We start from the raw sequence: 26,575 nt of genomic DNA, 5'->3' as shown, positions 1-26,575 counted from the left end.
GGTCTGCAACGATCAGACACATGATGCATTTCCTAGTCAAGACGATCGCCAACGCGGGGGCGCTGGCGGTCGCCGTGTGGCTGCTCGACAAGATCACCCTGACCGGTGACAGCACGGGCAAGCAGATCGGCACCCTGATCCTGGTCGCGCTGCTCTTCGGCCTGGTGAACTTCCTGGTCAAGCCGTTCGTCAAGCTGCTGAGCCTTCCGCTGCTGATCCTGACGCTGGGGCTGTTCACCCTGATCGTCAACGCGCTGATGCTGCTGCTCACCTCGTGGCTGGCCGGCCTGTTCGACCTGGCCTTCCACGTGCAGGGCTTCTGGACGGCCGTTCTGGGGGGCCTGATCATCTCGATCGTGTCCTGGGCGCTGAACGTCATCCTGCCCGACGGGGACTGACCGCACGTGGCCTACCGCGTCTGTTTCGTCTGCACGGGCAACATCTGCCGCTCCCCGATGGCCGAGGTCGTCTTCCGCGCGCGGGTCGCGGAGGCCGGGCTCGACGGCCTGGTCGAGGTCGACAGCGCCGGCACCGGCGGCTGGCACGAGGGCGACGGAGCCGATCCGCGCACGGTGGCGGTCCTGGAGGAGAGCGGCTACGCGTCAGCCCACACGGCCCGGCAGTTCCATCCGTCGTGGTTCTCGCGGCTCGATCTGGTCATCGCCCTGGACTCCGGCCACCTCGGGGCGCTGCGCCACCTCGCCCCTACGGAGCGGGACGCGCGCAAGGTGGGGCTGCTTCGGTCGTACGACCCCGCCGCCGGCGACGACCTCGACGTTCCGGACCCCTACTACGGGGACGCGGAGGGTTTCCAGGAGTGCCTTGAGATGGTGGAGGCGGCGAGCACCGGTCTGCTCGCCGCTGTACGCAAGGACATGGAGGGACGAGCGGCATGAGTGGATCCGCGACGGGTGACGCGAGTGGAGCGACGGGCGGCACGGCCCGGGGGACGCCCCGCGCGGACCGGACGAGGACCGGTCCTGACCAGGGGAACGCCGGTCCGGGGCAGGTGGGGAGCGCCGCGGGCCAGGAGGCTGCCGGCGACGGCACGCGCGCGGTGCGGGCCGGGCTGCCCGAGGCGGTCAAGCACGAGCCGACCCTTCCCGGGCCGGTGTTCGCCGCCCACTTCCACCTGCCGGGCGACCCCACCGGCCCGTACACCTACGGTCGTGACGAGAACCCGACCTGGACGCTGCTGGAGCGTGCCGTCGGCGAGCTGGAGGCTCCCGGCCGGGACGACGTGGAGACGCTCGTCTTCGCCTCGGGCATGGCCGCGATCTCGGCGGTGCTCTTCTCCCAGCTGCGCACCGGTGATGTGTGCGTCCTCCCCGACGACGGCTACCAGGCGCTGCCCCTGGTCCGCGCCCAGCTGGAGGCGTACGGCATCGAGGTGCGCACGACACCGACCGGCGGCGACGCCCAGCTCGGCGTCCTCGACGGCGCGAAACTGCTGTGGATCGAGACCCCGTCGAACCCCGGGCTGGACGTGTGCGACATCAGGCGACTCGCCGACGCGGCACACGCGCAGGGCGCCCTGGTGGCTGTCGACAACACCCTCGCCACACCGCTCGGCCAGCGGCCCCTGGAGCTCGGCGCCGACTTCGCGGTGGCCAGCGGCACCAAGCAGCTCACCGGTCACGGTGACGTGCTGCTGGGCTACGTCGCCGGCCGGGACGAGGGCGCCATGGCCGCGGTGCGGCGCTGGCGCAAGATCGTCGGGGCGATCCCGGGGCCCATGGAGGCCTGGCTCGCGCACCGTTCGATCGCGACGCTCGAGATGCGGGTCGACCGGCAGAACGCCACGGCCCTGGCCGTCGCCGACGCGCTGCGCGGACGGCCCGAAGTGACCGGACTGCGCTATCCCGGGCTCCCCGACGACCCCTCGCACAAGATCGCCGCGCAGCAGATGCGGCGCTTCGGGTGCGTCGTGTCGTTCACGCTGCCCTCGCGCGAGCGGGCCGACCGCTTCCTCGGAGCGCTGCGGATCGTGGACGACGCGACGAGCTTCGGCGGAGTGCGGTCCACGGCCGAACGCCGCGGACGCTGGGGCGGGGACGCCGTGCCGGAGGGCTTCATCCGCCTGTCGGTCGGTGCCGAGGACCCTCAGGACCTGGTGGCCGATCTGCTGCGAGCGCTGGACGCGTCGGCGGCCTGACATCTCCCCCAGGCGGTCCGAGCCTCCCCCCTCGTGGCTCGGACCGCCCTGCCGGTTCCGCACGCAAGAACCGCACCACCAAGGCTAGTTGACTCTCTGTCAGTGTCCAATCACGGTAGCGACAGGGACCTATCGACTTACTTATAGTTGGGCTCGGCCGGGGGGCCGGGAGCGGGGCCGACGAGGGGGGTGGGCAAGTGGATCTGGCCTTGCTGCGGACCTTCGTGACCGTGCACCGGGCCGGCTCCTTCACGCGCGCCGCCGCCCTGCTCGGTCTCTCCCAGCCGGCCGTCACCTCGCAGATCAGGACGCTGGAACGACAGCTGGGGCGCCCCCTGTTCCTGCGGCAGGCCCGCGGGGTGACGCCGACCGGCATCGGTGACGAACTCGCTCACAAGGCCGCGCCGCATCTCGACGCCCTGGTCGAGATCACGGAGACCGGCCTCGACGACGACTCCTCCCTGCGGACGCTGCATCTCGCCGGGCCCCCGGAGTTCACCGCCGAGCGGGCCCTTCCCGCGCTCGCCGAGCTGACCCGCGAGGACGGCCAGGGCTTCGCGCTGCGCGCCTCCTTCGGGAACGCCGAGGAAACCCTGGAAGGGCTGTCCGCCGGGCATCATGATCTGGCCATCAGCACGGCGCGGCCCCGCGGCGCGCTGCTGACGGCGACTGCGCTCTGCGACGAGGAACACGTGCTGGTCGCAGCCCCACGCTGGGCCGAACAGCTCGGCACCCGTCAGCCGGGCATCACACCGGAATCGGCCCTGGAGCAGGTGCCCGTGGTGGAGGTCCACGAGTCGCTGCCCTTCGTCTCCCGGTACTGGGCCTCGGTCTTCGACTCCCACCCGGCAGTTCCCGGCGCGGTCGTCGTCCCCGACCTGCGCGCGGTGCTGGCCTGCGCGGCAGCGGGCGCGGGACTGGCGGTGCTGCCGCGGTACCTGTGCGCCTCCGCGCTGGCGCGGGGTGACGTCGTCGCCCTGCACGAGCCGACGGTGCCGCCGCTGCGGACGTACTTCCTGGTGGTGCGGACCGGGACACTGGCGATGCCGCATGTCGCGCGGGCGCACGAGTGGCTGCTGAGGGCGGCGGACAGTTGGTGCTGAGGGCAGAGACGTGCGCGGTCACACCTCACTCCCAGGGCTCGAGTGGTCACGTTTCGCGATGTTTCACGTGGAACCAGCCGGGCCACATTTCCCCCATGACCGTCCGACCCGTGGTCAAGCGCACCGCCCGCGCCGTTCTGCTGGACGGTGACGACCTGATCCTGATCAAGCGCACCAAGCCGGGCCTCGATCCCTACTGGGTCACCCCCGGCGGCGGGGTCGAGCCCGACGACCCGACCGTCGTCGACGCCCTGCACCGAGAGGTGTACGAAGAACTCGGCGCGGAGATCACAGATGTGGTGCCCTGCTTCGTGGACACCGTGGAGCACATCGGAGAGGACGGCGGCGCGACCGGCGTGAAGGTGCAGCACTTCTTCGTCTGCCACGTGGTGTCCATGGACCCGTCGCGGCGCCACGGTCCGGAGGTGGAGGAGCCCATCGGCGAGTACGAGATCGTGCGTGTGCCCTTCACCCGGGTCGGCATCGCCTCCGTGCATCTCGTTCCGCTGTCGTTGCGGCACTACCTGGACGGCAACATCGAGGGCGTCCGCGCCCTGCACGCATCCGACCTGGGCTGACACCGAGCCGGTCAGGTCCCTGCCGAGACCAGTGCCTCCACCGAGTCGTGCCGTATGCGGTACGGGGGGATACCGCTGCCCCGCAGGGCGACGAGGCCGCTGCGGATCATCCCGGGCGGACCCGAGAGATAGGCGTCGAACTCGTTCCACGGTCCGAAGGCGCGGATCGCGTCAGGAAGCTGCCTGCGCGCCTGCTGGTCGATGATCGCGCGCACCGAGAGCCAGGGGTGCGCCTGCTGGAGACGCAGCATCGTGTCGATGTCGTACAGGTCGTGTCCGGTGCGGGCGCCGTAGAAGACCTCCATCGACCGGCGGTCCCCGTACTCGGCGACGTCTTCGACCAGGGCTTTGATGGGGGCTATGCCGGTGCCGCCGCCCAGGCACAGCAACCCGCTGTCGGTGGAGTGGTCCACGGTCATGGAGCCGGCGGGCGGGCCGAGGCGGATGATGTCGCCGGGGCGGGCACGGTGCACCAGGGCGTTGGAGACCCAGCCGGCCGGCACGGCTTTCACATGGAACGACAGCAGGCCGTCGGAGCGGGGTGCCGAAGCGAAGGAGTAGTGCCGCCAGATCCGCGGCCACCAGGGTGTCTCGAGGCTCGTGTACTGCCCGGCCAGGAACGGATACGGCTGGTCGGGGCGCACCGTGACCACCGCGATGTCCGGGGTCCTGAGGTCGTGCCCGACGATCTCGGCGTACCACCAGGCCGGGGCCCGCAGTTCGTCTGCGGCCGCCGCGTCGATCATGATCTGGGAGATCCTGGTGTAGGCCCGGACCCATGCGGCTTCCGTCTCCTCGTTCCAGACACCGGCGGCATACGTGCTCAGCGCGCCGATGAGGCACTCCCCGACGGCCGGGTAGTGCTCGGCCCGCGTCCCGTACTTCCGGTGGCCCCTTCCGAGGTTCCGCAGGTAGTCGACGAGGACGTCGGCGTTGTCGATGTGTTCGGCGGCCGTGAGCAGGGCTCTGAGCAGCCGGTCCCGCTGGGTGTCCATCGCGGCCGGGAACAGCGACCGCAGATCGGGATGGCGGACGAAGAGCAGGGCGTAGAAGTACGACGTGACCTTGTCGGCCACCGGGGTGACCTCATCCATCACCCTGCGGATCAGGACGGCGTCAGGAGACGCCTGCGGGGGGGCGGCTGCCGCCTCCGCGGCGGACTCCGGCATCGGTCGCTGGGCGGGAACGCGCGGTCCGCCCGGTGGAAGGACAGCGGAGGCGAAGGGCGTCGGGGTGAGCAGGGCCGGAGCGGGACCCGGCGACATGGCCTGGGGGTCGGGTGCCGGCCCGGGCGCCGGCGTCGGGGGACGCCCCTCCAGCGGACCGAACTCGTTGTTCGGGGTGGCGTCCTTGCGGGGGGCGAACCAGCCGCCCCCACCGCCGGACATGCCGTCGTCGGCCGATGTGGTGGTCGGAGCGTCCATGGTGTGCCTCGCCTCGAGCATCTTCTCGGTCGGTCTGCGCACGTTCCTGGTCGGAAGGTGCCTGCTTCCCCCTGGACGGACCGTGTTCCCGTCCCTGCCGCGGCTGATGCGGCCCTGTTCCACCCGTCGTCGGCCCCGCGGGCGGCACACCCCGGAACGGGTCACCCACCCCGGACGCCAATTGGAGTCGACCCTACCGGCCACCGCCGTGTGCACAAGTCCCCTTCCCTCCTTACGCATCAGGCCCCTGCCCGGCTCGCCGATTTCGCCAACTACCTTTCAGACCTTGCCTATTCGACGTCCCGTTCGGACATCAGCTGTTCTTGCGCGTTTCACGTGAAACACTGCGTGCCTGCACCCCCTGGTGAGCAGGCGACGACAACCGGCCACAAGCTCGCATCTCTCCGCCGAAAGCGGTGGACGCCGAGGGCCCCCGTCGGACAGCCTGGCCTGCGTGTCGACTCCTTCCCTTGACTCCCTGCCCATCCGTCGTCTGACGCTCCGTGATCTCACCGCCTGCGCCGACTTGTCCGAGGACCGGGGGTGGCCACGGGAGGATCACAAGTGGGGCTTTCTCCTCACAGCCGGGAAGGGCTACGGCATCGACGACCCCGACGGCGGTCTGGTGAGCGCCTGCGTCGTCACCGAGTACGGACCGCAGGAGCATCCCGCCCTGGCGGCGATCGGCATGGTGCTCGTGGCCGAACGGCATGCGCGGCGAGGCGTGGGACGCCGGCTGATGCGTCACGTCCTCTCCGCCGCCAGGGGCACGACACCGGTCACCTTGCATGCCACGCCGAACGGCCGTCCGCTCTACGAGGAGCTGGGCTTCAAGGTCATCGGCCGGGCGGAGATGGTGAGCGGTCACTTCAGGCCGGGAGGACCCGAGACGAAGGTCACCACTCGCGCCGCGACCGCCGAGGATCTCTCCGCGATCCTCCGCCTCGACGAGCCGGTGTTCGGGACCGACCGCACGCACATCGTCACCCGGTTGCCCGCCTTCGCCGACCAGTTGCGCGTGGCGGAGGAGAACGGGCGGCTCGTCGGCTACGCGGCCGCCTGGCCGAACATGCAGACCCATGTCGTCGGCCCGCTCGTCGCACGCGACACCTCGGTGGCGCAGGCGCTCATCACCTCACTCGCCGCTCACACCGACCGTCCTCTGCGCACCGACATCGACGTGCGGCACGAGGAACTGCTCGCGTGGGTGAAGGAACGGGGTCTTGCGTCCGTCGCCTTCAACTCCGTGATGGCCCACGGGATCACCGAGCTGCCAGGAGACTGGCGCCGCCGGTTCGCCCCGGTCACGGTCGCGGCGGGCTGAATCCGGACACGGCGGCGGTGGTGCTGCTCATGAGGTTCTCCCGCAGGAGGAGCTGGGGCGTACGGGACCCGGGGGAGGTGATCGGCCTCTGACGCCGGTGGGCTGTGCGCGATGGGCTCTGTGCCCTGTTGCCGGGGGGTTCAGTGGTGGGCGGCGGTCCGCTGCCCGGTCGGCGTGGACTGCGTGACGACGGTGCTGGGGGCGTCGGAGCCGCGTTCCAGGGCGGCCGAGAGGAAGGCCAGGACCAGGGCTGCCGCGGCCAGGGCGGCACCGACCCAGTTGGGCGCGGTGTAGCCGAGGCCCGCGGCGATCACGAGGCCGCCGAGCCGGGCGGACAGGGCGTTGCCGAGGTTGAAGGCACCGATGTTCACGGCGGAGGCCAGGGTGGGGCGCCGTGTGCCTGGTCGAGGACCCGCTTCTGGAGCGGCGGGACGGTGGCGAAGCCCAGGGCGCCGATCAGTGCGATGGTGACGGCCGACAGCACCGTGTGGTGCGCGGTGAGCGTGAACAGCGCCAGGACGACGGCCGCCGCCCCCACGGAGACGTACAGCATGGGCATCAGGGCACGGTCGGCGAACCTGCCGCCGACGAGATTGCCGCCGACCATGCCGAGGCCGAAGAGGACGAGCAGCCAGGTGACCGATCCGTCGGCGAAGCCGGCGACATGGGTCATCATCGGCGCGATGTAGGTGATGGCCGCGAAGACACCGCCGAAACCGAGGACGGTCATCGCCATCGCCAGCAGCACCTGCACGTTCTTGAAGGCGGCCAGTTCGTGGCGCAGGTGTACCCCTTCCGGCTTGGGCACGTCCGGGACCAGCCGGGCGATTCCGGCCAGGCCGATGACCCCGAGCGCGGCGACGATACCGACGGTGACCCGCCACCCGATCGACTGCCCGACGAGCGTGCCCAGCGGGACGCCGACGACGTTGGGGACGGTCAGACCGGTGAACATCATGGCGATGGCTCCGGCCTTCTTGTCCGGGGCGACGAGGTCGGCCGCGACGACCGAGCCGATGCCGAAGAAGGCGCCGTGGGCCTGCGAGGCGACGATCCGGCCGATCAGCATGACGGCGAAGGCCGGGGAGAGAGCGGAGAGCAGGTTGCCGACGATGAACAGGGGCGCCCCGCTGCGCCGCCTCTCCCGCACCGACCACCTGTGCGTAAGCTGCGTCCGTGGGAGATCTTGAGATACGCGACGCCGTCGCCGACGACGTCCCGGCGATCGTGGCAATGCTCGCGGACGATCCGCTGGGCGCACAGCGCGAGTCGCCGGACAACCTCACCCCGTATCTGGCCGCGCTGGAGCGGCTCAGCGCCGACCCGAACCAGCACCTGGTCGTGGCCGTCCGGGAGGGCCGCGTCGTCGGCACGCTCCAGCTCACGATCATTCCCGGACTGTCCCGGCGAGGGGCGACCAGGTCGATCATCGAGGGAGTGCGCATCCACGCCGACGAGCGCGGCAGCGGCCTGGGCACGCTACTCATCCAGTGGGCGGTAGACACCTCCCGCGATGAAGGCTGCCAGCTGGTCCAGCTGACCTCTGACAACACCCGTTCCGACGCCCACCGCTTCTACGAGCGGCTGGGATTCACGGCGTCGCACACCGGCTTCAAGCTTCCGCTCTGACCGAGGGTGGGCGCTGTTTCACGTGAAACAGCGCCCACCTCCGACGACGCCTATCCGATCCCTCGCCATCCCTCGGGATCGACACCTCCCGGCACCGGGGACCCTTCGTCGTACGGTTGCCGGGTGAAGACGAACGAACCCAGATCCAGATGGCTCACGGACCCGTCCGGCCTCCGCACGGCCCTGAGAACCTCTCCGGCGTAGTAGCCCTCCAGGCCGGTCCACGTACCGTCGCCGTTGGGCCGGAACCGTGAGCGCCGTCCCTGGCCGGACAACGGCTCCAGCGAGGCGAGCCCGTCAGCGGTGAGGCGCAGGGCGCAGGCGTACGTCCCCCAGTACCACTGGCCCGTCAGCTCCAGCAGCGCCACATCCACGTCGGCCTCGGCCATCGGTTTCCATGGGGCGGGGATGCGCGGCTCCGCCTCGGCGACGATACGCACCAGATCGGCGGCCACGGCGAACAGCAGGGGGCCGGACGTGCAGTTCGCCAGGACGACCGCTGCCACGTCGTCCTCGATGCTGATCATGAGGCAGGCGAGGAAGCCGGGCAGCGAACCGGTGTGGCCGACGAGGGACCGTCCGTTCCGCCGCCGGATCTCCATACCCAGGCAGTAGGCGTAGCCGCTCGCCACATCCGCCGCTTCGTGGGACGCGGCCGGTGTTCTCATCTCCCGCAATGACTCGGCACTCAGCACCCGATCGTCGCCGTTGACGAGAAAGGCGGCGAACCGCGCCAGATCCCCCGTGGTCGACCACAGTTGGCCGGCGGGAGCCATGCGCCCCAGATCCTCGGCGGGTTCCGGGAGCATCGCATCGGCCCAGGGGTGCACGGCCCAGCCGCCGGCATACGGCGCCTGCGGACGCACGCTCGTCCGATGCAGCCCCAGAGGCTCGAGCACCTCACGCCGAAGCACCTCCTGCCAGGAGGCACCCCGCAGCTCCTCGACCAGTGCGCCGAGCAGCGCGTAACCCGGATTCGAGTAGTGGAACCTGCGGCCCGGCGGAGACAGCCGGGGCTGCTCGCCCAGTACGTCGGCGAGTTCGGGACGCAGGGAGCCGGGGCTCCGTTCCCACCACGGTCCCGGTGTCTCGGCTGCCAGCCCTCCCGTGTGCGCGAGCAGTTCGGCGATCGTCGCCTCCCCCACGCCGGTGTCCGGCAGATGCTTCTCCAGGGGGTCCCCCAGCTCCAGCGCACCCTCGTCGCGCAGCCGGAGGACCAGTACGGCCGTGAAGGTCTTGGTGATCGAGCCGATCCGGTACTGGACGTTCTCGTCAGGCGCGTGACCGTCCACCGACGTGCGGGCCCCGTGCCACACCACACGCCCGTCCCGCACGACGGCCGCTACCAGCGACGGTGCCCGCCCCTGTGTCTGCGCCACGGCGATCCGGTGCAGCAGCGCCCGGCGTGTGGCGGGCAGCACCTCTTCTTGGAATGTCGTCATGCCCCAAGTCCATCGGCATGGCGCCTGTGAGTCGACTTCATTTCCCGGCCCGGCGTCACATCAGTGCCGTGGGTGCTGACGAGCCTTGGCGCGACGACGCGGCGCCCGGGCGGCCTCAGGTCTGCGCCATGTCCACGAAGCGCGAGTAGTGGCCCTGGAAGGCGACCGTGATCGTCGCCGTGGGGCCGTTACGGTGCTTGGCCACGATCAGGTCGGCCTCGCCCGCGCGGGGCGACTCCTTCTCGTAGGCGTCCTCGCGGTGCAGCAGGATGACCATGTCGGCGTCCTGCTCGATGGAGCCGGACTCACGTAGGTCGGACACCATCGGCTTCTTGTCCGTACGCTGCTCGGGGCCGCGGTTCAGCTGCGAGAGCGCGATGACGGGGATCTCCAGCTCCTTGGCCAGCAGCTTGAGGTTACGGGACATGTCCGAGACCTCTTGCTGCCGGCTCTCGGCGCGCTTGGAGCCGCCGGACTGCATCAGCTGGAGGTAGTCGATGACCACGAGCCGGAGGTCGTTGCGCTGCTTGAGGCGACGGCACTTGGCGCGGATCTCCATCATCGAGAGGTTCGGGGAGTCGTCGATGTAGAGCGGGGCCGCGGAGACGTCCGGCATCCGCCGGGCCAGACGGGTCCAGTCCTCGTCCGTCATGGTGCCGGAGCGCATGTGGTGCAGGGCGACCCGGGCCTCGGCGGACAGCAGACGCATCGCGATCTCGTTGCGCCCCATCTCGAGCGAGAAGATCACGCTCGGCAGGTTGTTCTTGATGGAGCAGGCCCGCGCGAAGTCCAGCGCGAGCGTGGACTTGCCCATGGCCGGACGGGCGGCGATGACGATCATCTGGCCCGGGTGCAGGCCGTTGGTGAGCGAGTCGAAGTCGGTGAACCCGGTGGGCACGCCGGTCATCTCGCCGCTTCGGGAGCCGATCGCCTCGATCTCGTCGAGCGCGCCCTCCATGATGTCGCCGAGCGGGAGATAGTCCTCGCTGGTGCGCTGTTCGGTGACCGCGTAGACCTCTGCCTGGGCGCGGTTGACGATCTCGTCGACGTCGTCGTCTGCCGCGTATCCCATCTGCGTGATGCGCGTTCCCGCCTCGACCAGGCGCCGCAGGACGGCCCGCTCGTGAACGATCTCCGCGTAGTACGCGGCGTTGGCCGCGGTCGGGACCGTCTGGACGAGAGTGTGCAGATAGGAGGCCCCGCCGACCTTGTTGATCTCGCCACGCTTGGTGAGCTCGGCAGCGATCGTGATGGGGTCGGCCGGCTCGCCCTTGGCGTACACGTCGAGGACGGCCTGGTAGATCGTCTCGTGCGCCGGCTTGTAGAAGTCGTGCCCCTTGAGGATCTCGACGACGTCGGCGATGGCGTCCTTGGACAGGAGCATGCCGCCGAGGACGGACTGCTCCGCCTCGATGTCCTGCGGGGGTACGCGCTCGAACGACGGAGCCCCTCCGCTGTCCCACGCGCCGCCGTCCCTGCCCCGCTCGTGCTGTTCGTCACGGCCCCGGGGTCCGTCGCCCCGTCGACGGGAGGCGGGGAGACGATCGCTGGGCCCACTGTCGGCCCACGGGTCGTCCAAGGGCTCGGAAATGCTCACCGAGCCACCTCCTCCCGTCCGCCGCAGCAGACCTCACCGTGCCCCTCTTTTCTACGGCACGGCACTGACAAATGAGAGGCCCAACTCCGGTTGACGGGCGCCGGTTTTGTGGCGTTCTGGAAACCGGCGGACGGAGCGGGCGTCGGACTACCGTAGGCCCGTCGGCACCGTCAGCCAATCTGGTTATCCACAGGCCATGTGGACGACGGCCCAGATGCTGTGGAGAACTCCTCGAAACCTGTGCACGACCCGGTGGACAGCGCTGTGAACAAGCCGACCTTCACCTTCTGCAAGGACCTCTGACCTGGTCCTTTGCCATCCACCGGCTGTGCAGAAGAAAAACTTTCCCGACGGGCGCAAGATCGCTTCGAACACTGCACAGGAGTGCGCTTCCCGGGACACGAAGTAAGGGCCTCAGTTGCTTTGCATCTCTTACCTGTGGACGATTAGATTGGTGCGCATGACACAGGCCCCCGTGCGCCGTCGAGACGGCCGGAGACAGCACGATCAAGAGATCGTCACGCTGGCCTTGCCGGCCTTCGGCGCCCTCGTCGCCGAGCCCCTCTTCCTCATGGCCGACACCGCGATCGTCGGCCACCTGGGCACCGCCCAGCTCGCCGGCCTCGGCGTCGCCTCGGCCCTGCTGATGACCGCCGTCAGCGTCTTCGTGTTCCTCGCCTACGCCACCACGGCAGCGGTCGCTCGCCGTGTCGGCGCGGGTGAGCTCCCTGCCGCCATCCGCAAGGGCGTGGACGGCATTTGGCTGGCACTGTTCCTCGGCGCCGCCGTGGTCGCCGCCGCCCTGCCGACGGCACCCCACATCGTGGACCTCTTCGGCGCATCGGAGGCGGCTGCCCCCTATGCGACGACGTACCTGCGTATCTCGGTGTTCGGCATCCCGGCCATGCTCATCGTCCTCGCCGCGACCGGCGTCCTGCGCGGTCTGCAGGACACCAAGACACCGCTCTATGTCGCCATCGGCGGTTTCGTGGCGAACGGCGCTCTCAACGCCGGGCTGGTCTACGGCGCCGACCTCGGGATCGCCGGCTCCGCCTGGGGCACGGTCATCGCCCAGTTCGGCATGGCCGCGGTCTATCTCGCAGTGGTTCTGAGCGGGGCACGCAAGCACGGCGTCTCGCTGCGCCCGGACGCCGCCGGGATCAGAGCCTCCGCACAAGCCGGTGTTCCTCTCCTCGTCCGTACCCTGTCTCTGCGGGCGATCCTGATGATCGCCACGGCGGTCGCGGCCCGGCTCGGGGACGCCGACATCGCCGCCCACCAGATCATCCTGTCCCTGTGGAGCCTGCTCGCTTTCGCGCTCGACGCCATCGCCATCGCCGGACAGGCGATCATCGGGCGTTGTCTCGGAGCCGGCGATACACAGGGCGCCCGTGACGCCTGCCGTCGCATGGTGGAGTGGGGCGTCGCCGTCGGTGTCGCACTCGGCGTTCTGGTGATCGTCAGCCGCCCGCTCTTCCTTCCCTTGTTCACCAGCGATCCCGCCGTCACAGACGTGGCGCTGCCCGCATTGGTCATCGTGGCTCTGTCTCAGCCGATCTCCGGCATCGTCTTCACCTTGGACGGAGTACTGATGGGCGCAGGTGACGGCCCGTATCTGGCCTGGGCGATGCTGATCGTCCTGGCCGTCTTCACGCCGGTCGCCCTGCTGGTTCCGGGGATGGGCGGTGGACTGACCGCCCTCTGGGGCGCCATGACGCTGATGATGACCGTACGCATGCTGACCCTCTGGCTCCGCGCCCGCTCGGGCCGCTGGATCGTGACAGGCGCTACCCGCTGAGAGGGCGACGCACTTCTCGTCGTTTCACGTGAAACGACGTGGCGGTGTGTTTCACGTGAAACACACCGCCACCCTGCCGCAGACACGACGATGGGGCCGCACCCCGGAGGGTACGGCCCCATCTCTCACTGCTGGAGCGAGCGCGGCACTCAGGCCGCGACGACCTCGATGCTGACCTTCGCGTCAACCTCGGGGTGCAGACGCACGGACGTCTCGTGGGCGCCGAGCGACTTGATCGGCGAACCGACCTCGATACGGCGCTTGTCGACCTCGGGGCCACCGGAGGCCTTGATCGCCGAGGCGATGTCGGCCGGGGTGACGGAACCGAAGAGGCGACCGGCCTCGCCGGCACGGACGGCCAGGCGGACCTTGACGCCCTCGAGCTGGGCCTTCACCTGGTTGGCCTGCTCGATGGTCTGGATCTCGTGGATCTTGCGAGCACGACGGATCTGCTCGACGTCCTTCTCGCCGCCCTTGGTCCAGCGGATAGCGAGCTTCCGCGGGATCAGGTAGTTGCGAGCGTAACCGTCCTTGACGTCGACGACGTCGCCAGCGGCACCGAGGCCGGAGACCTCGTGGGTGAGGATGATCTTCATGAGTAGGTCACCCTTCCCTTAGCGTGCGGTGGACGTGTAGGGCAGCAGCGCCATCTCACGGCTGTTCTTGACGGCCGTGGCGACGTCACGCTGGTGCTGCGTGCAGTTGCCGGTCACGCGGCGGGCACGGATCTTGCCGCGGTCGGAAATGAACTTCCGCAGCATGTTCGTGTCCTTGTAGTCCACGTACGTGACCTTGTCCTTGCAGAAAGCGCAGACCTTCTTCTTCGGCTTGCGCACAGGCGGCTTCGCCATGGTGATTCTCCTGTGTGATCAAGAAGTGTGGGTGCGAACCCGCCCTTAGAAGGGGGGCTCGTCCGAGTAGCCGCCACCGCCGCCGGAGCCGCCGCCCCAGCCGCCGCCACCCTGGCCGCCCTGCTGGCCACCGGCAGGTGCGCCGGTCGCCCACGGGTCGTCGGCGGGAGCACCGCCGCCCTGCTGGCCGCCGCCGGGGCCGCCGCCCCAGCCGCCGCCACCCTGGCCGCCACCGCCGCCGTATCCGCCCTGGCCACCGCGGCCGGTGGTCTTGGTGACCTTGGCCGTGGCGCTGCGCAGGCTGGCGCCGACTTCCTCGACGTCCAGCTCGTAGACCGTGCGCTTGACACCCTCACGGTCCTCGTAGGACCGCTGCTTCAGCCGGCCCTGCACGATGACGCGCATGCCTCGCTGGAGCGACTCCGCGACGTTCTCCGCCGCCTGACGCCAGACCGAGCAGGTCAGGAACAGGCTCTCGCCGTCCTTCCACTCGTTCGTCTGGCGGTCGAAGGTGCGGGGAGTGGACGCGACACGGAACTTCGCGACGGCCGCACCGGAGGGGGTGAAGCGCAGCTCGGGGTCGTCGACAAGATTGCCGACGACCGTGATGACGGTCTCGCCTGCCATGGGGGAACCTCTCGGCGGGTTTGCTCTGGCTGCTTACTCGAATCCCGGGATCAGCTGAGCGGGAGGGCTCAGTGGGTCTCGGGGCGGAGGACCTTGGTCCGGAGGACCGACTCGTTCAGGTTCATCTGGCGGTCGAGCTCCTTGACGACCCCAGGCTCGGCCTGCAGGTCGATGACCGAGTAGATACCCTCGGGCTTCTTCTTGATCTCGTACGCGAGACGACGACGGCCCCAGGTGTCGACCTTCTCGACCTTTCCGCCGCCGTCACGGACGACAGAGAGGAAGTTCTCGATCAGCGGGGAGACAGCGCGCTCCTCGACGTCGGGGTCGAGGATGACCATCACCTCGTAGTGACGCATGTGGAACCCACCTCCTTTGGACTCAGCGGCCACGGTCGTTCCGTGGCAGGAGGGTTGTGATGCGTAGGCAACGGTATCGGCCACCACTGACAGTCGGGGGTTCTGTGCAGAAGCCCTTGCCGTGACATGGGCAGACACCGGTACGGACGGTACAGAGTACCCGCACGGGGGCTTGCGGTTGAAATCCGGGCGGGAGGGCAGCCAATCTGTACACATCGGGTGTGTATGGCGCTACGATGCGCCGACTTTCGCAGGAGGTGCCCTATGGCACAGGCATTGCGACCCAACACCGCAGGTGGCCTCTTCGCCACGGACGGCAAGCCCCATCCCCTCCCGGACGCCCTTCTCGCGGTGACCCTGGTGCTGGGCATCACGTCGTTCCTCACGGCGCTCATCGACGAAGACCTGCACCTGCTCAGCTCCTGGACCGGCCTGGTGGGCATTCTCACCGGCGCCTACGGCCAGTGGATCTCGGAGACGACCCGTGAGCGCTTCGGCCTGATCCTCGGCCTGGGCGCGTGCGGCGTCGGGTTCTTCCTGGGCATGGCGCACGGCGGCCTCTTCGGCGGGCTCATCGACTGACGCCAGAGCACCCTCACTCATTCGATCCCCGGGCCACGCCCCGGCCGTCCTGGGGCCGGGGCGGAGGTGGCGTACGCCCAAACAGCGCGCTCCCCAGGCGCAGTAGGCTTCGCGCGAGAGCCGGAGCCCCTGACCCCATGGGGACACACCAGCCCGAGGAGCGCCCCGAATGAGCCTGACCCTGAGGACCATCAGTCGAGAGCAGCATCTGGCCTACATCCAGAGCCTGCCGTCGGCGAGCCACATGCAGGTCCCGGCCTGGGCTGACGTCAAGGCGGAATGGCGTTCGGAACACCTCGGCTGGTTCGACGACCGGACCGGCGAGCTCGTCGGCGCCGGCCTGGTCCTCTACCGGCAGCTCCCCAAGATCAAGCGCTACCTCGCCTACCTGCCCGAGGGCCCGGTCATCAACTGGTTCGCGCCGAATCTGCAGGAATGGATCGAGCCGATGCTGGCGCACCTGAAGCAGCAGGGCGCCTTCTCGGTGAAGATGGGCCCGCCGGTGATCATCCGGCGCTGGGACGCCGCCTCCATCAAGCAGGGCATCCAGAACCCCGACGTGAAGCGCCTGCGCGACATCGAGGCCGACCACATCGAGCCGCGCGCGTTCGAGGTGGCGGACAAACTGCGCCGCATGGGCTGGCAGCAGGGGGAGGACGGCGGCGCCGGTTTCGGCGACGTCCAGCCCCGCTACGTCTTCCAGGTGCCGCTGGCCAACCGCTCCCTGGAAGAGGTCCACAAGAACTTCAACCAGCTGTGGCGCCGCAACATCAAGAAGGCCGAGAAGGCCGGCGTCGAGGTCGTCCAGGGCGGCTACCAGGACCTCGAGGAGTGGCAGCGGCTGTACGAGATCACGGCCGTGCGCGACCACTTCCGGCCGCGGCCGCTGTCGTACTTCCAGCGCATGTGGACGGCCCTCAACTCCGAGGACCCGAACCGCATGCGGCTGTACTTCGCCCGGCACAACGGCGTGAACCTATCGGCGTCGACGATGCTGATCGTCGGCGGGCACGTCTGGTACTCCTACGGCGCCTCCGACAACATCGGCCGCGAGGTCCGGCCGTCGAACGCGATGCAGTGGCGGATGCTCCGCGACGCCTACGCGCTCGGTGCCACCGTGTACGACCTGCGCGGTATCTCCGACTCGCTCGACGAGACCGACCACCTCTTCGGCCTGATCCAGTTCAAGGTGGGCACGGGCGGCCAGGCCGCGGAGTACCTCGGCGAGTGGGACTTCCCGCTGAACAAGCTGCTGCACAAGGCGCTCGACATCTACATGTCGCGTAGGTGACGCCACGTTCAGTGCTTCCATACCTCTGACACACCGCAACACGGCAACACGGCAACCGCTGATACACGGCGACCACGAGAAAGGTTCCAGGTCCGGCCATGGCGCTCACGCTCTACGTCGACACCGCGCGCTGGCGGGCGCACCACAAGCACGTACAGGAGCAGTTCCCGGGCCTCGTGCCGGTCTGCAAGGGCAATGGCTACGGTTTCGGGCACGAGCGGCTGGCGGAGGAGGCCACGCGGCTGGGTTCGGACGTCCTCGCCGTCGGCACGACGTACGAGGCGGCCCGGATCAAGGACTGGTTCGGCGGTGACCTGCTGGTGCTGACGCCGTACCGCCGCGGCGAGGAACCCGTGCCGCTGCCGGACCGGGTCATCCGCTCGGTCTCGTCGATAGACGGCGTGTACGGCCTCGTCGGAGCCCGTGTGGTCATCGAGGTGATGTCCTCGATGAAGCGGCACGGCATCAGCGAGCAGGACCTGCCCCAGCTGCACTCCGCCATCGAGAACGTCCGCCTGGAGGGCTTCGCCATCCACCTGCCCCTGGACCGCACCGACGGCTCGGACGCGGTCGAGGAGGTCATCGGCTGGATGGACCGGCTGCGCGCGGCCCGGCTGCCCCTGCACACCATGTTCGTCAGCCATCTGAAGGCCGACGACCTGGCCCGGCTGCAGCAGCAGTTCCCGCAGACCCGCTTCCGGGCCCGCATCGGCACGCGGCTGTGGCTGGGCGACCACGACGCCACCGAGTACCGCGGCGCGGTCCTGGACGTCACGCGCGTGGCCAAGGGCGACCGCTTCGGCTACCGCCAGCAGAAGGCGGCCTCAGACGGCTTCCTGGTGGTCGTGGCGGGCGGTACGTCGCACGGGGTGGGTCTGGAGGCTCCCAAGGCGCTGCACGGGGTCATGCCGCGCGCCAAGGGCGTCGCCCGTGCCGGCCTCGCGACGGTCAACCGGAACCTCTCTCCGTTCGTCTGGGGCGGCAAGCAGCGCTGGTTCGCCGAACCGCCGCACATGCAGGTCTCGATCCTCTTCGTGCCCGCGGAAGCACCGGAGCCGAAGGTCGGCGAGGAGCTGGTGGCCCATCTGCGGCACACCACCACGCAGTTCGACCGGCTCGTGGACCGCTGAACCCGGGAAGCTCGAGCTCAGCGAGAAGGCCGTACACGGTGTCCCGTGTACGGCCTTCGGTGTCTCCGACCCTCCTGAACCTCAAGCCGGGTCAGCGCCGTTCGCTCACAGCGAACCGCCGGGAGCGCCCTGCTTGCCCCACTGCACCTGCGGTCCCTCGAAGTGGGTGGTCGCGTCCTGTCGGGAGCGGCCCGCGGGACCGAGGACGAAGACGTCCTCGGCGCCGTCGAGCACGCCGCCCGAGGGGTCGTCGTCCCCGGAGCGGCGCACCGGATCCCGTTCCGGCATGAAGATGTCCCGGACGATCATCACGCACAGGTACAGCGTCCCCAGCAGATGCAGGCCGATGGCCCAGTGGTAGCCGTCGGTGGGCAGTCCCTTGTGGGCGTCTCCGCTGGTCGTGTACGCGAGGTACATCCAGATGCCCAGGAAGTACGCCACCTCGCAGGCCTGCCAGATCAGGAAGTCCCGCCACTTCGGCCGGGCCAGGGCGGCCAGGGGAACCAGCCACAGCACGTACTGGGGTGAATAGACCTTGTTCGTGAGGATGAAGGCCGCGACGATCAGGAAGGCGAGCTGGGCGAACCGGGGGCGGCGCGGTGCGGTCAGTGCGAGCGCCGCGACGGCCACGCAGCTCGCCAGCATCAGCAGCGTGGCGAGCGTGTTGACGGTGTCGGTGCTGAGGGGGTCGTCCGAGTTCTGGGCCAGGATCAGCCAGAACGAGCCGAAGTCGACACCGCGCTCCTGGCTGAACGTGTAGAACTTCGACCAGCCCTCGAACGCGAAGAGCATCACCGGCCCGTTCACGACGACCCAGGCGACGATCGCGCCGCCCAGGGCCGTACCGAACTCCCGCCACCTGCCCGCGCGCCAGCACAGCACCAGCAGCGGCCCCAGAAGCAGGAAGGGATAGAGCTTGGCGGCCGTGGCGAGGCCGAGCAGGACACCGAAGGCGAGGGAGCGGCCCCGCGACCACATCAGCATCGCCGCGGCCGTCAGGGCGACCGCCAGCAGGTCCCAGTTGATGGTGGCCGTCAGTGCGAAGGCGGGCGCCAGAGCGACCAGGAGACCGTCCCAGGGACGCCGCGCGTGGGTGCGGGTGACGCAGACGGCGATGACGGCCGCGCAGACCATGAGCATCCCCGCGTTGACCATCCAGTACCACTGCTCCTGGTCCTGGATGGTGCCGCTGCCGGGCGTGAGCCACGAGGCGGCCTCCATGAAGACACCGGTCAGCACCGGGTACTCCAGGTACTGCATGTCGCCGGGGAGCTTGTCGAAGTACGGCACGAGCCCGTCGGCGAAGCCGCGCCCCTGGTAGAGGTGCGGGATGTCCGAGTAGCACGCGTGCGTGTACTGGGAGCTTGCGCCGAAGAACCAGGCACCGTTGTAGCAGGGCGCCTTCTGGACCAGGCCGAGGGCGAACATGCCGATCGCCACGAGCGCGATCACCCGCACCGGAGTCCACCAGGAGGCCCCGGGCAGCACGCGCCGCCCGAGCGGGCCGCCGATCAGCTCACTGCCGGCCGCGGCGACCTCGTCCTCCTTGGTCGGCCGCACCGGCTCCGGCTCATGGACGCCTGCTCGCGTCGATTCTGCACTGGGCATGCCGCACATCCTGCCGTACGAGTCCGGCCATACGCCGAGGGCCGCCGCACCCGAGTGGGTGCGGCGGCCCTCGTTTCACGTGAAACATCGTGGCGTTTCACGTGAAACACCCAAGCAGGGCGATCGTCAGCTATCCGGCAGGGCCTCCGAAGATGCCCCCGTTGCCGTTGCCCCTGCTGTTACCGCCGTCCAGGTTCGTGTCGGTCGGGCTGGGCTCGGTGCTCGCCCCACCGTCCGTGCCTCCGTTGCCCGGGCCACCGTTCTGTGCGCCGCCGTCCGTCTGGCACCCGAAGAATCCACAGGAGTCGCTCGGTGAGGGCGACGGACTCGTCGGCGTCTCGCTCGGCGTGGCGCTCGGCGTCTCGGTCACGGTCTCACTGGGCTCCACCGTGGGCGTCGGGGTCGGCGAGGGAGCACCCACCCCGTCCTGGATCTGGCCGATCTGCTCGGCATCCGGGAAACCGAGATCGGGCTTGCCCTTGAGCGCGGCCTTCATGTACTCGGTCCACACCAGCGTGGGGACATCACCACCGTGAATGGACTCCTCGCCGGCCGTGCCGTTCATGGAGAGCAGCTTGGCGCTCTTGGGGTCCTCACGGAACATCGCGACCGAGGTGGACAGCTGCTGCGTGTAACCGACGAACCAGGCGGACTTGTTCTCGTCCGTCGTACCGGTCTTGCCGGCCGCCGTACGGCCCAGAGCCAGCGCGTTCTTACCCGTGCCGTTCTGGATGACGTTCTCGAGGACGTCCGTGATGTTGTTCGCCACGTTCTCCGGCATCGCCTGGGTGATCCGGGGCTTGTCGAAGCCCTCGATGTCCTGCCCGTTGAACTTGACGCTGGTCACCGAGTACGGAGCGGCCTGCTTGCCGGCGGCGGCGAACGTCGCGTAGGCGTCGGCCATGCGGATCGCGCTGGGCGTCGAGGTACCGAGCGCGAACGACGGGTTCAGAGTGGCGAAGCTGGAGTCGAGGATGCCTGACTTCTCGGCCACGTCCCGCACGTTCCTCATCCCGACGTCCATGCCCAGCTGTACGAACGGGGTGTTGACGGACTGCTCCATCGCCTTGCGCAGGGTGATGTAGCCCCAGGGGTGGTCGCTCTCGTTCTTCTGAAGGAACGGCGTGTTGTCCTTCTTCAGGACGTAGGAACCGTCGTTGTTCCGGACCTTCAGGAGGTCGTTGCCGTTGTACTTGCTCAGCGGCGAGAGCGGTCCCTCACTGCGGTAGGTCCCGTGCTCCATGGCGGCGGCGAGCACGAACGGCTTCCAGGTGGAGCCGACCGGGACACCCGAGGTGTCCGCGTTGTTGTTGAAGTGGCCGTTCTCGTAGCCCGCGCCACCGTAGAGCGCGACGATCGCGCCGTCCTTGGGCTTCACCGACGCCGCACCGAACTGGACGTGTCGGTCCCGCTCCCGATTCTTCGGGTCGAGCTTCTCCTTCTCGACCTTCTTGACGGCCTTCGCCAGTGCCTCGACCTTGCTCTTCTCGAAGGTCGTCCTGATCTGGTAGCCGCCCTGGTCGAACTGGGCTTCCGTGATGTTGGAGTGGTTCAGGACGTACTTCTTGGCCGTGTCCGCCAGGTAGCCGATCTGCCCGCTCATGCCCTTGGAGGCCTTGCGTGGCTGGGGCTCGGGGTACTCCTTGATCGCGTCCTGGTACTGCTTGTCCGTGATCCTCTTGTCGTTGTGCATCTGCTCGAGGATCCAGCCCCAGCGGTCCTCGGAACGCTTGCGGTTGGCCTCCGCAGTCGCCGTGGTGTCGATGCTCTCGTTGCCCGCCGGATCGTAGTAGGTCGGGCCCTTGAGCAGAGCGGCGAGGAAGGCGCACTCGCTCGGGGTGAGCTTCGCGGCGTCCTTGCCGTAGTAAGCCTGCGCGGCGGCCTGGATGCCGTAGGCGCCACGGCCGTAGTACGAGGTGTTGAGGTAGCCCTGGAGGATCACCGGCTTGGAGACCTTGGTGCCCACCTTGATGGAGATGAACATCTCCTTGAACTTACGAGTGATCGTCTGTTCCTGGCTGAGGTAGGTGTTCTTGACGAACTGCTGGGTGATCGTCGAGCCGCCCTGGGTGTCACCGCCCCGCGCCATGTTCGCCAGGGCTCGGGCGATGCCCATGGGGTCGACGCCCGAGTCTTGGTAGAAGCTCTTGTTCTCGGCCGAGATCACCGCCCACTGCATGGCCTTCGGGATCCGCTCGATCGCGACGTTCTGGCGGTTCTGGCCACTGCCCGCCGCGACCATCTGAGTGCCGTCGGCCCAGTAGTAGACGTTGTTCTGCGACAGCGCCGCCGCGTTCTCCTCGTTCGGGACGCCCACCATGGCGTAGCCGATGCCCGCCACGGCCACGAGGCTGCCGAGGAAGCCGATGCACAGGCCGGAGACGAGCTTCCAGGACGGCAGCCAGCGCTGCCAGCCGTCCTTGCCGGCCCGCGGATAGTCGATCAGCCGCTTCTTGCCGGGGACGGCGGCTGCGCGCCCTCGGCCCCGGCCGGGCCCGTTCGGCCCGCCGGGGGCGGCGCGACGGCCGCCTCGGGTCGGTTCGGCAGCCCTGCGCCGGCTGCCTCCCGCGCCTCTCTGCGCCGCGCGCCGGGCCTCCGCACGGCTGCCGTACGCGCGCTCATCACCCCCCGAGCCGAGGGGACCCGACCCATAGGAGTCGGACGGAGACCCGGTGGCGCCTCGCGGTGCCGCGCGGCGGCCGGAGGACGAGCCGGACTGGCCGCGTCGGGCCGCGGCACGTCCGCCTCCCTGCGGCTGCGGCGGTTTGCGACGGTGCTCGCTCATCGAACGACTACTCCTCGGGCAGGCGCACCTTTGCGCGCCTGGAAACGGCGGCTGGTTTCCGGTCCCCCCGAAGTACGGATGCGGTCGGCTCCGCATTCATCGGTCCCGTGTGCACCCGTACTACACCGAAGATGACGACGCGCTCAGGCGTCACTCGGTTCCCGGTGAGGTGCATGGCGCACAGACTACGCACCGTCAAAACCTGCCGAGGCCCGAAGTTCACCTCAAATCAGGCACATCGCATCCGACGAATCGGTGATGTGATCCCGTTCACCACACCCCCCCTTGTCGCATCCGGAAGGCCGTTCTATCGTTTTGATGTATCGAGTCGATACATCTGCTCGACACATCGGTCCGACACATCCGACGGAGACGCGCACACCACGGCAGGGAGGAGGCGACGATGAGCCGGCGTTCCGGGATCCTTGAGTTCGCCGTACTCGGCCTGCTCCGCGAATCTCCCATGCACGGCTATGAACTGCGTAAACGTCTCAACACGTCACTGGGTGTGTTCCGGGCGTTCAGCTACGGAACGCTGTACCCCTGCCTCAAGACGCTGGTCGCCAACGGCTGGCTGATCGAGGAACCGGGGACCGAAACCGAGACGGTGCCCCTGACCGGCCGCCGCGCCAAGATCGTCTACCGGCTGACGGCGGAGGGTAAGGAGCACTTCGAGCAACTGCTCTCGCAGACCGGGCCCGACGCGTACGAGGACGAGACCTTCGCCGCCCGCTTCGCATTCTTCGGGCAGACCTCACGCGATGTCCGTATGCGCGTGCTCGAAGGCCGCCGCAGCCGGCTGGAGGAGCGCCTCGAGAAGATGAGCGCGTCCCTGGCCCGGACCCGGGAGCGCCTCGACGACTACACGCTTGAGCTGCAGCGCCACGGGATGGAGTCCGTGGAGCGCGAGGTGCGCTGGCTGAACGAGCTCATCGAGAGCGAGCGGGCGGGACGGGACCTCCAGGGTTCCGCCTCCGGGGAGCCCGCTTCGCGTGACACCACATCTGGAGCGTCGGGCGGCCTGCCCCGGCCGGGGGACGACCCCCGTCCGGATACGCCCGGCGACACCGCCACGTGAGAGCCCACTTCAGGGCCTCACTCGTACACACAGGGAGCAACCGGAATGGGTTCGGTTCGCGTAGCCATCGTCGGTGTGGGCAACTGCGCCGCATCGCTGGTGCAGGGAGTCGAGTACTACAAGGACGCCGACCCGGCGTCCAAGGTGCCGGGCCTGATGCACGTCCAGTTCGGCGAGTACCACGTCCGCGACGTCGAGTTCGTCGCCGCGTTCGACGTGGACGCCAAGAAGGTCGGTCTCGACCTCGCGGACGCCATCGGCGCCTCGGAGAACAACACCATCAAGATCTGCGACGTGCCCCACACCGGAGTGACGGTCCAGCGCGGCCACACCCTCGACGGCCTCGGCCGGTACTACCGCGAGACCATCGAGGAGGCCGCCGACGAGCCGGTCGACGTCGTCCAGATCCTCAAGGACCAGCAGGTCGACGTCCTCGTCTGCTACCTGCCGGTCGGCTCCGAGGACGCGGCGAAGTTCTACGCGCAGTGCGCCCTCGACGCCAAGGTCGCGTTCGTCAACGCCCTTCCGGTCTTCATCGCCGGCACCAAGGAGTGGGCGGACAAGTTCACCGAGGCGGGCGTCCCGATCGTCGGCGACGACATCAAGTCGCAGGTCGGCGCCACGATCACGCACCGCGTCATGGCGAAGCTGTTCGAGGACCGGGGCGTCGTCCTGGACCGCACGATGCAGCTGAACGTCGGCGGCAACATGGACTTCAAGAACATGCTCGAGCGCGACCGCCTCGAGTCGAAGAAGATCTCCAAGACGCAGGCCGTCACCTCCCAGATCCGCGACCGCGAACTGGGCGAGGGCAACGTCCACATCGGCCCGTCCGACTACGTCGCCTGGCTGGACGACCGCAAGTGGGCCTACGTGCGCCTCGAGGGCCGCGCGTTCGGCGACGTCCCGCTGAACCTGGAGTACAAGCTCGAGGTCTGGGACTCCCCGAACTCCGCCGGTGTCATCATCGACGCGCTGCGCGCCGCGAAGATCGCCAAGGACCGCGGCATCGGCGGCCCGATCCTCTCGGCTTCGAGCTACTTCATGAAGTCCCCGCCCGTGCAGTACTTCGACGACGAGGCCCGCGAGAACGTCGAGAAGTTCATCAAGGGCGAGGTCGAGCGCTGACGCGCCACCACACGTCGCTCCTGCCAGGGCTGTGAGGGTCCCCGGGTCGCAAGGCCCCGGGGACCCTCCCCGTATGTGAGGCTGGGCCCCATGGCCGTCGTCCGTGACCTGCGTGTGCTGTTGCTTTTCCAGGGGTTCCGGCGCCTGCTCGCCGTCCGGCTGCTCTCCCAGGGCGCCGACGGCGTCTACCAGGTCGCGCTCGCCGCCCACGTGGTCTTCTCACCGGAGAAGGAGACCTCCGCCGCGGCGGTCGCCTCGGCGATGGCGGTCCTGCTCCTTCCGTACTCCCTCGTCGGCCCTTTCGCCGGGGTCCTGCTGGACCGGTGGCGACGACGTCAGGTCCTGTTCCACGGGAGCCTGCTGCGCGCCCTGCTCGCCTGCGCGACGGCTGTGCTGATACTCAGCCCCGCTCCGGACTGGCTCTTCTACGCCTCCGCGCTGTGCGTGACCGCCATCAACCGGTTCGTCCTCTCGGGCCTGTCAGCCGCCCTGCCGCGTGTGGTCGACGCCGAGCGCCTGGTCATCGCCAACTCCCTCTCCCCGACGGCCGGGACGCTGGCGGCGACCGCGGGCGGCGGTATCGCCTTCGTGGTCCGTCTGGTGGTGGCCGATTCCGACGCCGCCGTGGTGCTCGTGGCGGCGGGGCTGTACCTGTGCGCGGCTCTGGCCTCCCTCCGCATGGCGCGTGAACTGCTGGGCCCCGACCGGACGGTGCCGCATGTGCGGATCGGTACGGCGATCAGCACCACCCTGCGCGATCTGGTGGCGGGCGCACGGCACCTGGCCGAGCCGCGGCGCCGGGAGGCCGCCTGGGCGCTCGCCGCGATGTCGCTGATGCGGTTCTGCTACGGCGCGCTGCTGGTCATGCTGCTGATGCTCTGCCGGTACGCGCTCACCTCGACCACCGACGGTGGACTCACCCTGCTCGGGCTGGCGTTGGGCATCTCCGGCGCGGGCTTCTTCGCGGCGGCCGTGGTGACCCCCTGGGCCGCGGGACGCCTCGGACCCGGTCTTTGGATCGTCGTGTGCGCGGGGGCCGCCGCAGTGCTGGAACCCGCGCTCGGACTGCCGTTCGCCACCGTTCCCTTGCTGGTCGCGGCGTTCGTCCTGGGGCTGACCACCCAGGGCGCGAAGATCGCCACGGACACGATCGTCCAGTCGGCCGTCGACGACGGTTTCCGTGGCCGGATCTTCTCGGTCTACGACGTTCTGTTCAACGTCTCCTTCGTCGGCGCGGCCGCTGTGGCCGCCCTCATGCTGCCACCGGACGGCCGATCCGCGACGCTGGTGATCACGATCGCCGTCACCTACGCGGCAGTAGCTGCCGCTATGGCGCGTTTTGGACGTCCGTAAGTGTCACATCAATGCCACAGAGCCATTCCTGACTACTGCGTTGTCAGTGGGGACCGATAGCTTACGTGGGTCTTATCTCGCGACATGTTCGCGTCACTCACCATGTTCTAGGGGGACCCCCAAGTGACTACTCCGCCGCCCCAGGGCAATCCGTTCGCGCAGGGCCAGCCCGCGGTTCAGCCTCAGGCTCCGTTCCCGCCGCAGGCCGGCTACCCGCAGCAGCCCGGCCAGCCCGGCATCCCGCCCCAGGGTGGCGCTCCGGCCCCTCAGCCGACTCCCTCTCGGCGCTTCAGCAAGAAGCTGCTGCGTATCGTCGGCTTCATCGTCATCGCCATCATCATCGCCGTGGTCAAGTGGCAGATGGGCAAGACCGACGCGGAGACCACGGCCGTGGGTAGTTGCATGCAGAACAAGGGATCCCAGTCCCAGCCGGACCTCTCCACGGTCGACTGCTCATCCAGTGACGCTCAGTACAAGGTCGTCGAGAAGTTCGACAACACCAGCGACGACAGCAAGTGCGCGACGGTCAAGGAGGCGGAGATCGCGTACTACCAGGTGGGTGACAACCACGATGTCGTTCTCTGCCTGAAGTCAGTCAAGTAGGGCCACTCAAGCAGTGTGTTTCACGTGAAACACACTGCCGCAAGGGGCGTGGGGCCCCCCCAGCGGTGGCGCACCGACTAGTCCTATAGATCAACACCACCCTGATGGGGAGGATATAACCTCGCAAAAA

24 protein-coding genes and 1 pseudogene are annotated in these 26,575 nt (G+C 68.9%); 15 read left to right on the top strand and 10 right to left on the bottom strand.

The genetic code is table 11. The features are described 5' to 3' along the window. The first annotated feature begins 20 nt into the window (after window positions 1–20). From ACFW6P_RS03200 to ACFW6P_RS03180, 5 genes are all read left to right on the top strand, one after another. Complete coding sequence (locus tag ACFW6P_RS03200; protein ID WP_386349138.1) at window positions 21–398, top strand: phage holin family protein; 378 nt, start codon at window positions 21–23, stop codon at window positions 396–398. 6 nt (window positions 399–404) lie between these two features. Continuing rightward, window positions 405–896, top strand: coding sequence for a low molecular weight protein-tyrosine-phosphatase (locus ACFW6P_RS03195; protein WP_386422809.1), 492 nt, complete (start codon window positions 405–407; stop codon window positions 894–896). Continuing rightward, entirely contained in the window at window positions 893–2,155 is a 1,263-nt protein-coding gene (locus tag ACFW6P_RS03190; RefSeq protein WP_386349144.1) for a cystathionine gamma-lyase, read from the top strand. Before ACFW6P_RS03195 ends, ACFW6P_RS03190 begins: the two co-directional genes overlap by 4 nt. A 197-nt stretch (window positions 2,156–2,352) precedes the next feature. Beyond that, on the top strand, window positions 2,353–3,258 hold the full coding sequence (locus ACFW6P_RS03185; RefSeq protein WP_386349147.1) for a LysR family transcriptional regulator: 906 nt from the start codon (window positions 2,353–2,355) through the stop codon (window positions 3,256–3,258). Window positions 3,259–3,353: 95 nt separating this feature from the next. Next, the gene (locus tag ACFW6P_RS03180; protein ID WP_386349150.1) at window positions 3,354–3,836 is read left to right on the top strand and encodes an NUDIX domain-containing protein; all 483 of its coding nucleotides are present in this window, start codon (window positions 3,354–3,356) and stop codon (window positions 3,834–3,836) included. 11 nt (window positions 3,837–3,847) lie between these two features. Here the strand turns inward: ACFW6P_RS03180 and ACFW6P_RS03175 are convergent, their stop codons facing one another. Then, entirely contained in the window at window positions 3,848–5,260 is a 1,413-nt protein-coding gene (locus ACFW6P_RS03175) for a globin domain-containing protein (protein ID WP_386349153.1), read from the bottom strand. 454 nt (window positions 5,261–5,714) lie between these two features. Between ACFW6P_RS03175 and ACFW6P_RS03170 the strand changes: the two genes are divergently transcribed. Further along, window positions 5,715–6,584 (top strand): GNAT family N-acetyltransferase, encoded by an 870-nt coding sequence (locus ACFW6P_RS03170; RefSeq protein ID WP_386349156.1) that lies wholly within the window; start codon window positions 5,715–5,717, stop codon window positions 6,582–6,584. A 140-nt stretch (window positions 6,585–6,724) separates the two neighbouring features. Here ACFW6P_RS03170 and ACFW6P_RS03165 read toward each other — a convergent pair. Continuing rightward, a pseudogene (locus ACFW6P_RS03165) lies at window positions 6,725–7,704 on the bottom strand (MFS transporter); the annotation flags it as partial. Window positions 7,705–7,760: 56 nt separating this feature from the next. Between ACFW6P_RS03165 and ACFW6P_RS03160 the strand changes: the two are divergent. Beyond that, the gene (locus ACFW6P_RS03160) at window positions 7,761–8,213 is read left to right on the top strand and encodes a GNAT family N-acetyltransferase (protein WP_386349159.1); all 453 of its coding nucleotides are present in this window, start codon (window positions 7,761–7,763) and stop codon (window positions 8,211–8,213) included. A 50-nt stretch (window positions 8,214–8,263) separates the two neighbouring features. Here the strand turns inward: ACFW6P_RS03160 and ACFW6P_RS03155 are convergent, their stop codons facing one another. Continuing rightward, window positions 8,264–9,655, bottom strand: coding sequence for a serine hydrolase domain-containing protein (locus ACFW6P_RS03155; protein ID WP_386349162.1), 1,392 nt, complete (start codon window positions 9,653–9,655; stop codon window positions 8,264–8,266). 115 nt (window positions 9,656–9,770) lie between these two features. Next, window positions 9,771–11,252: a replicative DNA helicase gene (dnaB, locus tag ACFW6P_RS03150; RefSeq protein ID WP_386349165.1), complete on the bottom strand. Its 1,482-nt coding sequence runs from the start codon at window positions 11,250–11,252 to the stop codon at window positions 9,771–9,773. 460 nt (window positions 11,253–11,712) lie between these two features. Here dnaB and ACFW6P_RS03145 point away from each other — a divergent pair, with 460 nt between their 5' ends. Further along, complete coding sequence (locus ACFW6P_RS03145) at window positions 11,713–13,050, top strand: MATE family efflux transporter (RefSeq protein WP_386422807.1); 1,338 nt, start codon at window positions 11,713–11,715, stop codon at window positions 13,048–13,050. Between the two features lie 149 nt (window positions 13,051–13,199). On the opposite strand, the gene rplI is transcribed toward ACFW6P_RS03145, so the two are convergent. From rplI to rpsF, 4 genes are all read right to left on the bottom strand, one after another. Then, complete coding sequence (rplI, locus tag ACFW6P_RS03140; protein ID WP_386349171.1) at window positions 13,200–13,646, bottom strand: 50S ribosomal protein L9; 447 nt, start codon at window positions 13,644–13,646, stop codon at window positions 13,200–13,202. Window positions 13,647–13,664: 18 nt separating this feature from the next. After that, entirely contained in the window at window positions 13,665–13,901 is a 237-nt protein-coding gene (gene rpsR / locus ACFW6P_RS03135; protein WP_003949403.1) for a 30S ribosomal protein S18, read from the bottom strand. Between the two features lie 45 nt (window positions 13,902–13,946). Continuing rightward, window positions 13,947–14,528 carry a single-stranded DNA-binding protein gene (locus tag ACFW6P_RS03130; protein WP_386349174.1) on the bottom strand — a complete coding sequence of 194 codons (582 nt, stop codon included), beginning with the start codon at window positions 14,526–14,528 and terminating at the stop codon, window positions 13,947–13,949. Window positions 14,529–14,596: 68 nt separating this feature from the next. Then, window positions 14,597–14,887 (bottom strand): 30S ribosomal protein S6, encoded by a 291-nt coding sequence (gene rpsF, locus ACFW6P_RS03125; protein WP_006141322.1) that lies wholly within the window; start codon window positions 14,885–14,887, stop codon window positions 14,597–14,599. A 264-nt stretch (window positions 14,888–15,151) separates the two neighbouring features. Here rpsF and ACFW6P_RS03120 point away from each other — a divergent pair, with 264 nt between their 5' ends. From ACFW6P_RS03120 to ACFW6P_RS03110, 3 genes are all read left to right on the top strand, one after another. Then, entirely contained in the window at window positions 15,152–15,469 is a 318-nt protein-coding gene (locus ACFW6P_RS03120) for a hypothetical protein (RefSeq protein ID WP_386349177.1), read from the top strand. Window positions 15,470–15,638: 169 nt separating this feature from the next. Next, complete coding sequence (gene femX / locus ACFW6P_RS03115; RefSeq protein WP_386422805.1) at window positions 15,639–16,760, top strand: peptidoglycan bridge formation glycyltransferase FemX; 1,122 nt, start codon at window positions 15,639–15,641, stop codon at window positions 16,758–16,760. 98 nt (window positions 16,761–16,858) lie between these two features. Next, on the top strand, window positions 16,859–17,890 hold the full coding sequence (locus ACFW6P_RS03110; RefSeq protein ID WP_386349183.1) for an alanine racemase: 1,032 nt from the start codon (window positions 16,859–16,861) through the stop codon (window positions 17,888–17,890). A 105-nt stretch (window positions 17,891–17,995) separates the two neighbouring features. Here ACFW6P_RS03110 and ACFW6P_RS03105 read toward each other — a convergent pair whose 3' ends face one another. Then, the gene (locus ACFW6P_RS03105) at window positions 17,996–19,507 is read right to left on the bottom strand and encodes a glycosyltransferase family 87 protein (RefSeq protein WP_386349185.1); all 1,512 of its coding nucleotides are present in this window, start codon (window positions 19,505–19,507) and stop codon (window positions 17,996–17,998) included. A gap of 121 nt (window positions 19,508–19,628) precedes the next feature. Further along, window positions 19,629–22,283 (bottom strand): transglycosylase domain-containing protein, encoded by a 2,655-nt coding sequence (locus ACFW6P_RS03100; protein ID WP_386349188.1) that lies wholly within the window; start codon window positions 22,281–22,283, stop codon window positions 19,629–19,631. Between the two features lie 403 nt (window positions 22,284–22,686). Between ACFW6P_RS03100 and ACFW6P_RS03095 the strand changes: the two genes are divergently transcribed. From ACFW6P_RS03095 to ACFW6P_RS03080, 4 genes are all read left to right on the top strand, one after another. Continuing rightward, window positions 22,687–23,361 carry a PadR family transcriptional regulator gene (locus ACFW6P_RS03095; protein WP_386422803.1) on the top strand — a complete coding sequence of 225 codons (675 nt, stop codon included), beginning with the start codon at window positions 22,687–22,689 and terminating at the stop codon, window positions 23,359–23,361. Between the two features lie 45 nt (window positions 23,362–23,406). Then, a complete protein-coding gene (locus ACFW6P_RS03090) occupies window positions 23,407–24,489 on the top strand; it encodes an inositol-3-phosphate synthase (RefSeq protein WP_386349193.1) in 1,083 nt (360 codons plus the stop codon). Window positions 24,490–24,579: 90 nt separating this feature from the next. Beyond that, entirely contained in the window at window positions 24,580–25,842 is a 1,263-nt protein-coding gene (locus ACFW6P_RS03085) for an MFS transporter (RefSeq protein WP_386422802.1), read from the top strand. Between the two features lie 123 nt (window positions 25,843–25,965). Further along, window positions 25,966–26,445, top strand: a complete 480-nt coding sequence (locus tag ACFW6P_RS03080; RefSeq protein WP_386349199.1) for a hypothetical protein — start codon at window positions 25,966–25,968, stop codon at window positions 26,443–26,445. The last annotated feature ends 130 nt before the right edge of the window (window positions 26,446–26,575 follow it).

The sequence above is a fragment of the Streptomyces sp. NPDC058741 genome, assembly GCF_042746715.1.
In the GTDB taxonomy this organism is placed as follows: Bacteria; Actinomycetota; Actinomycetes; order Streptomycetales; family Streptomycetaceae; genus Streptomyces.
The sequence above is the reverse complement of the archived record's forward strand: the minus strand, read 5'-3'. Positions and strand labels throughout refer to the sequence as shown.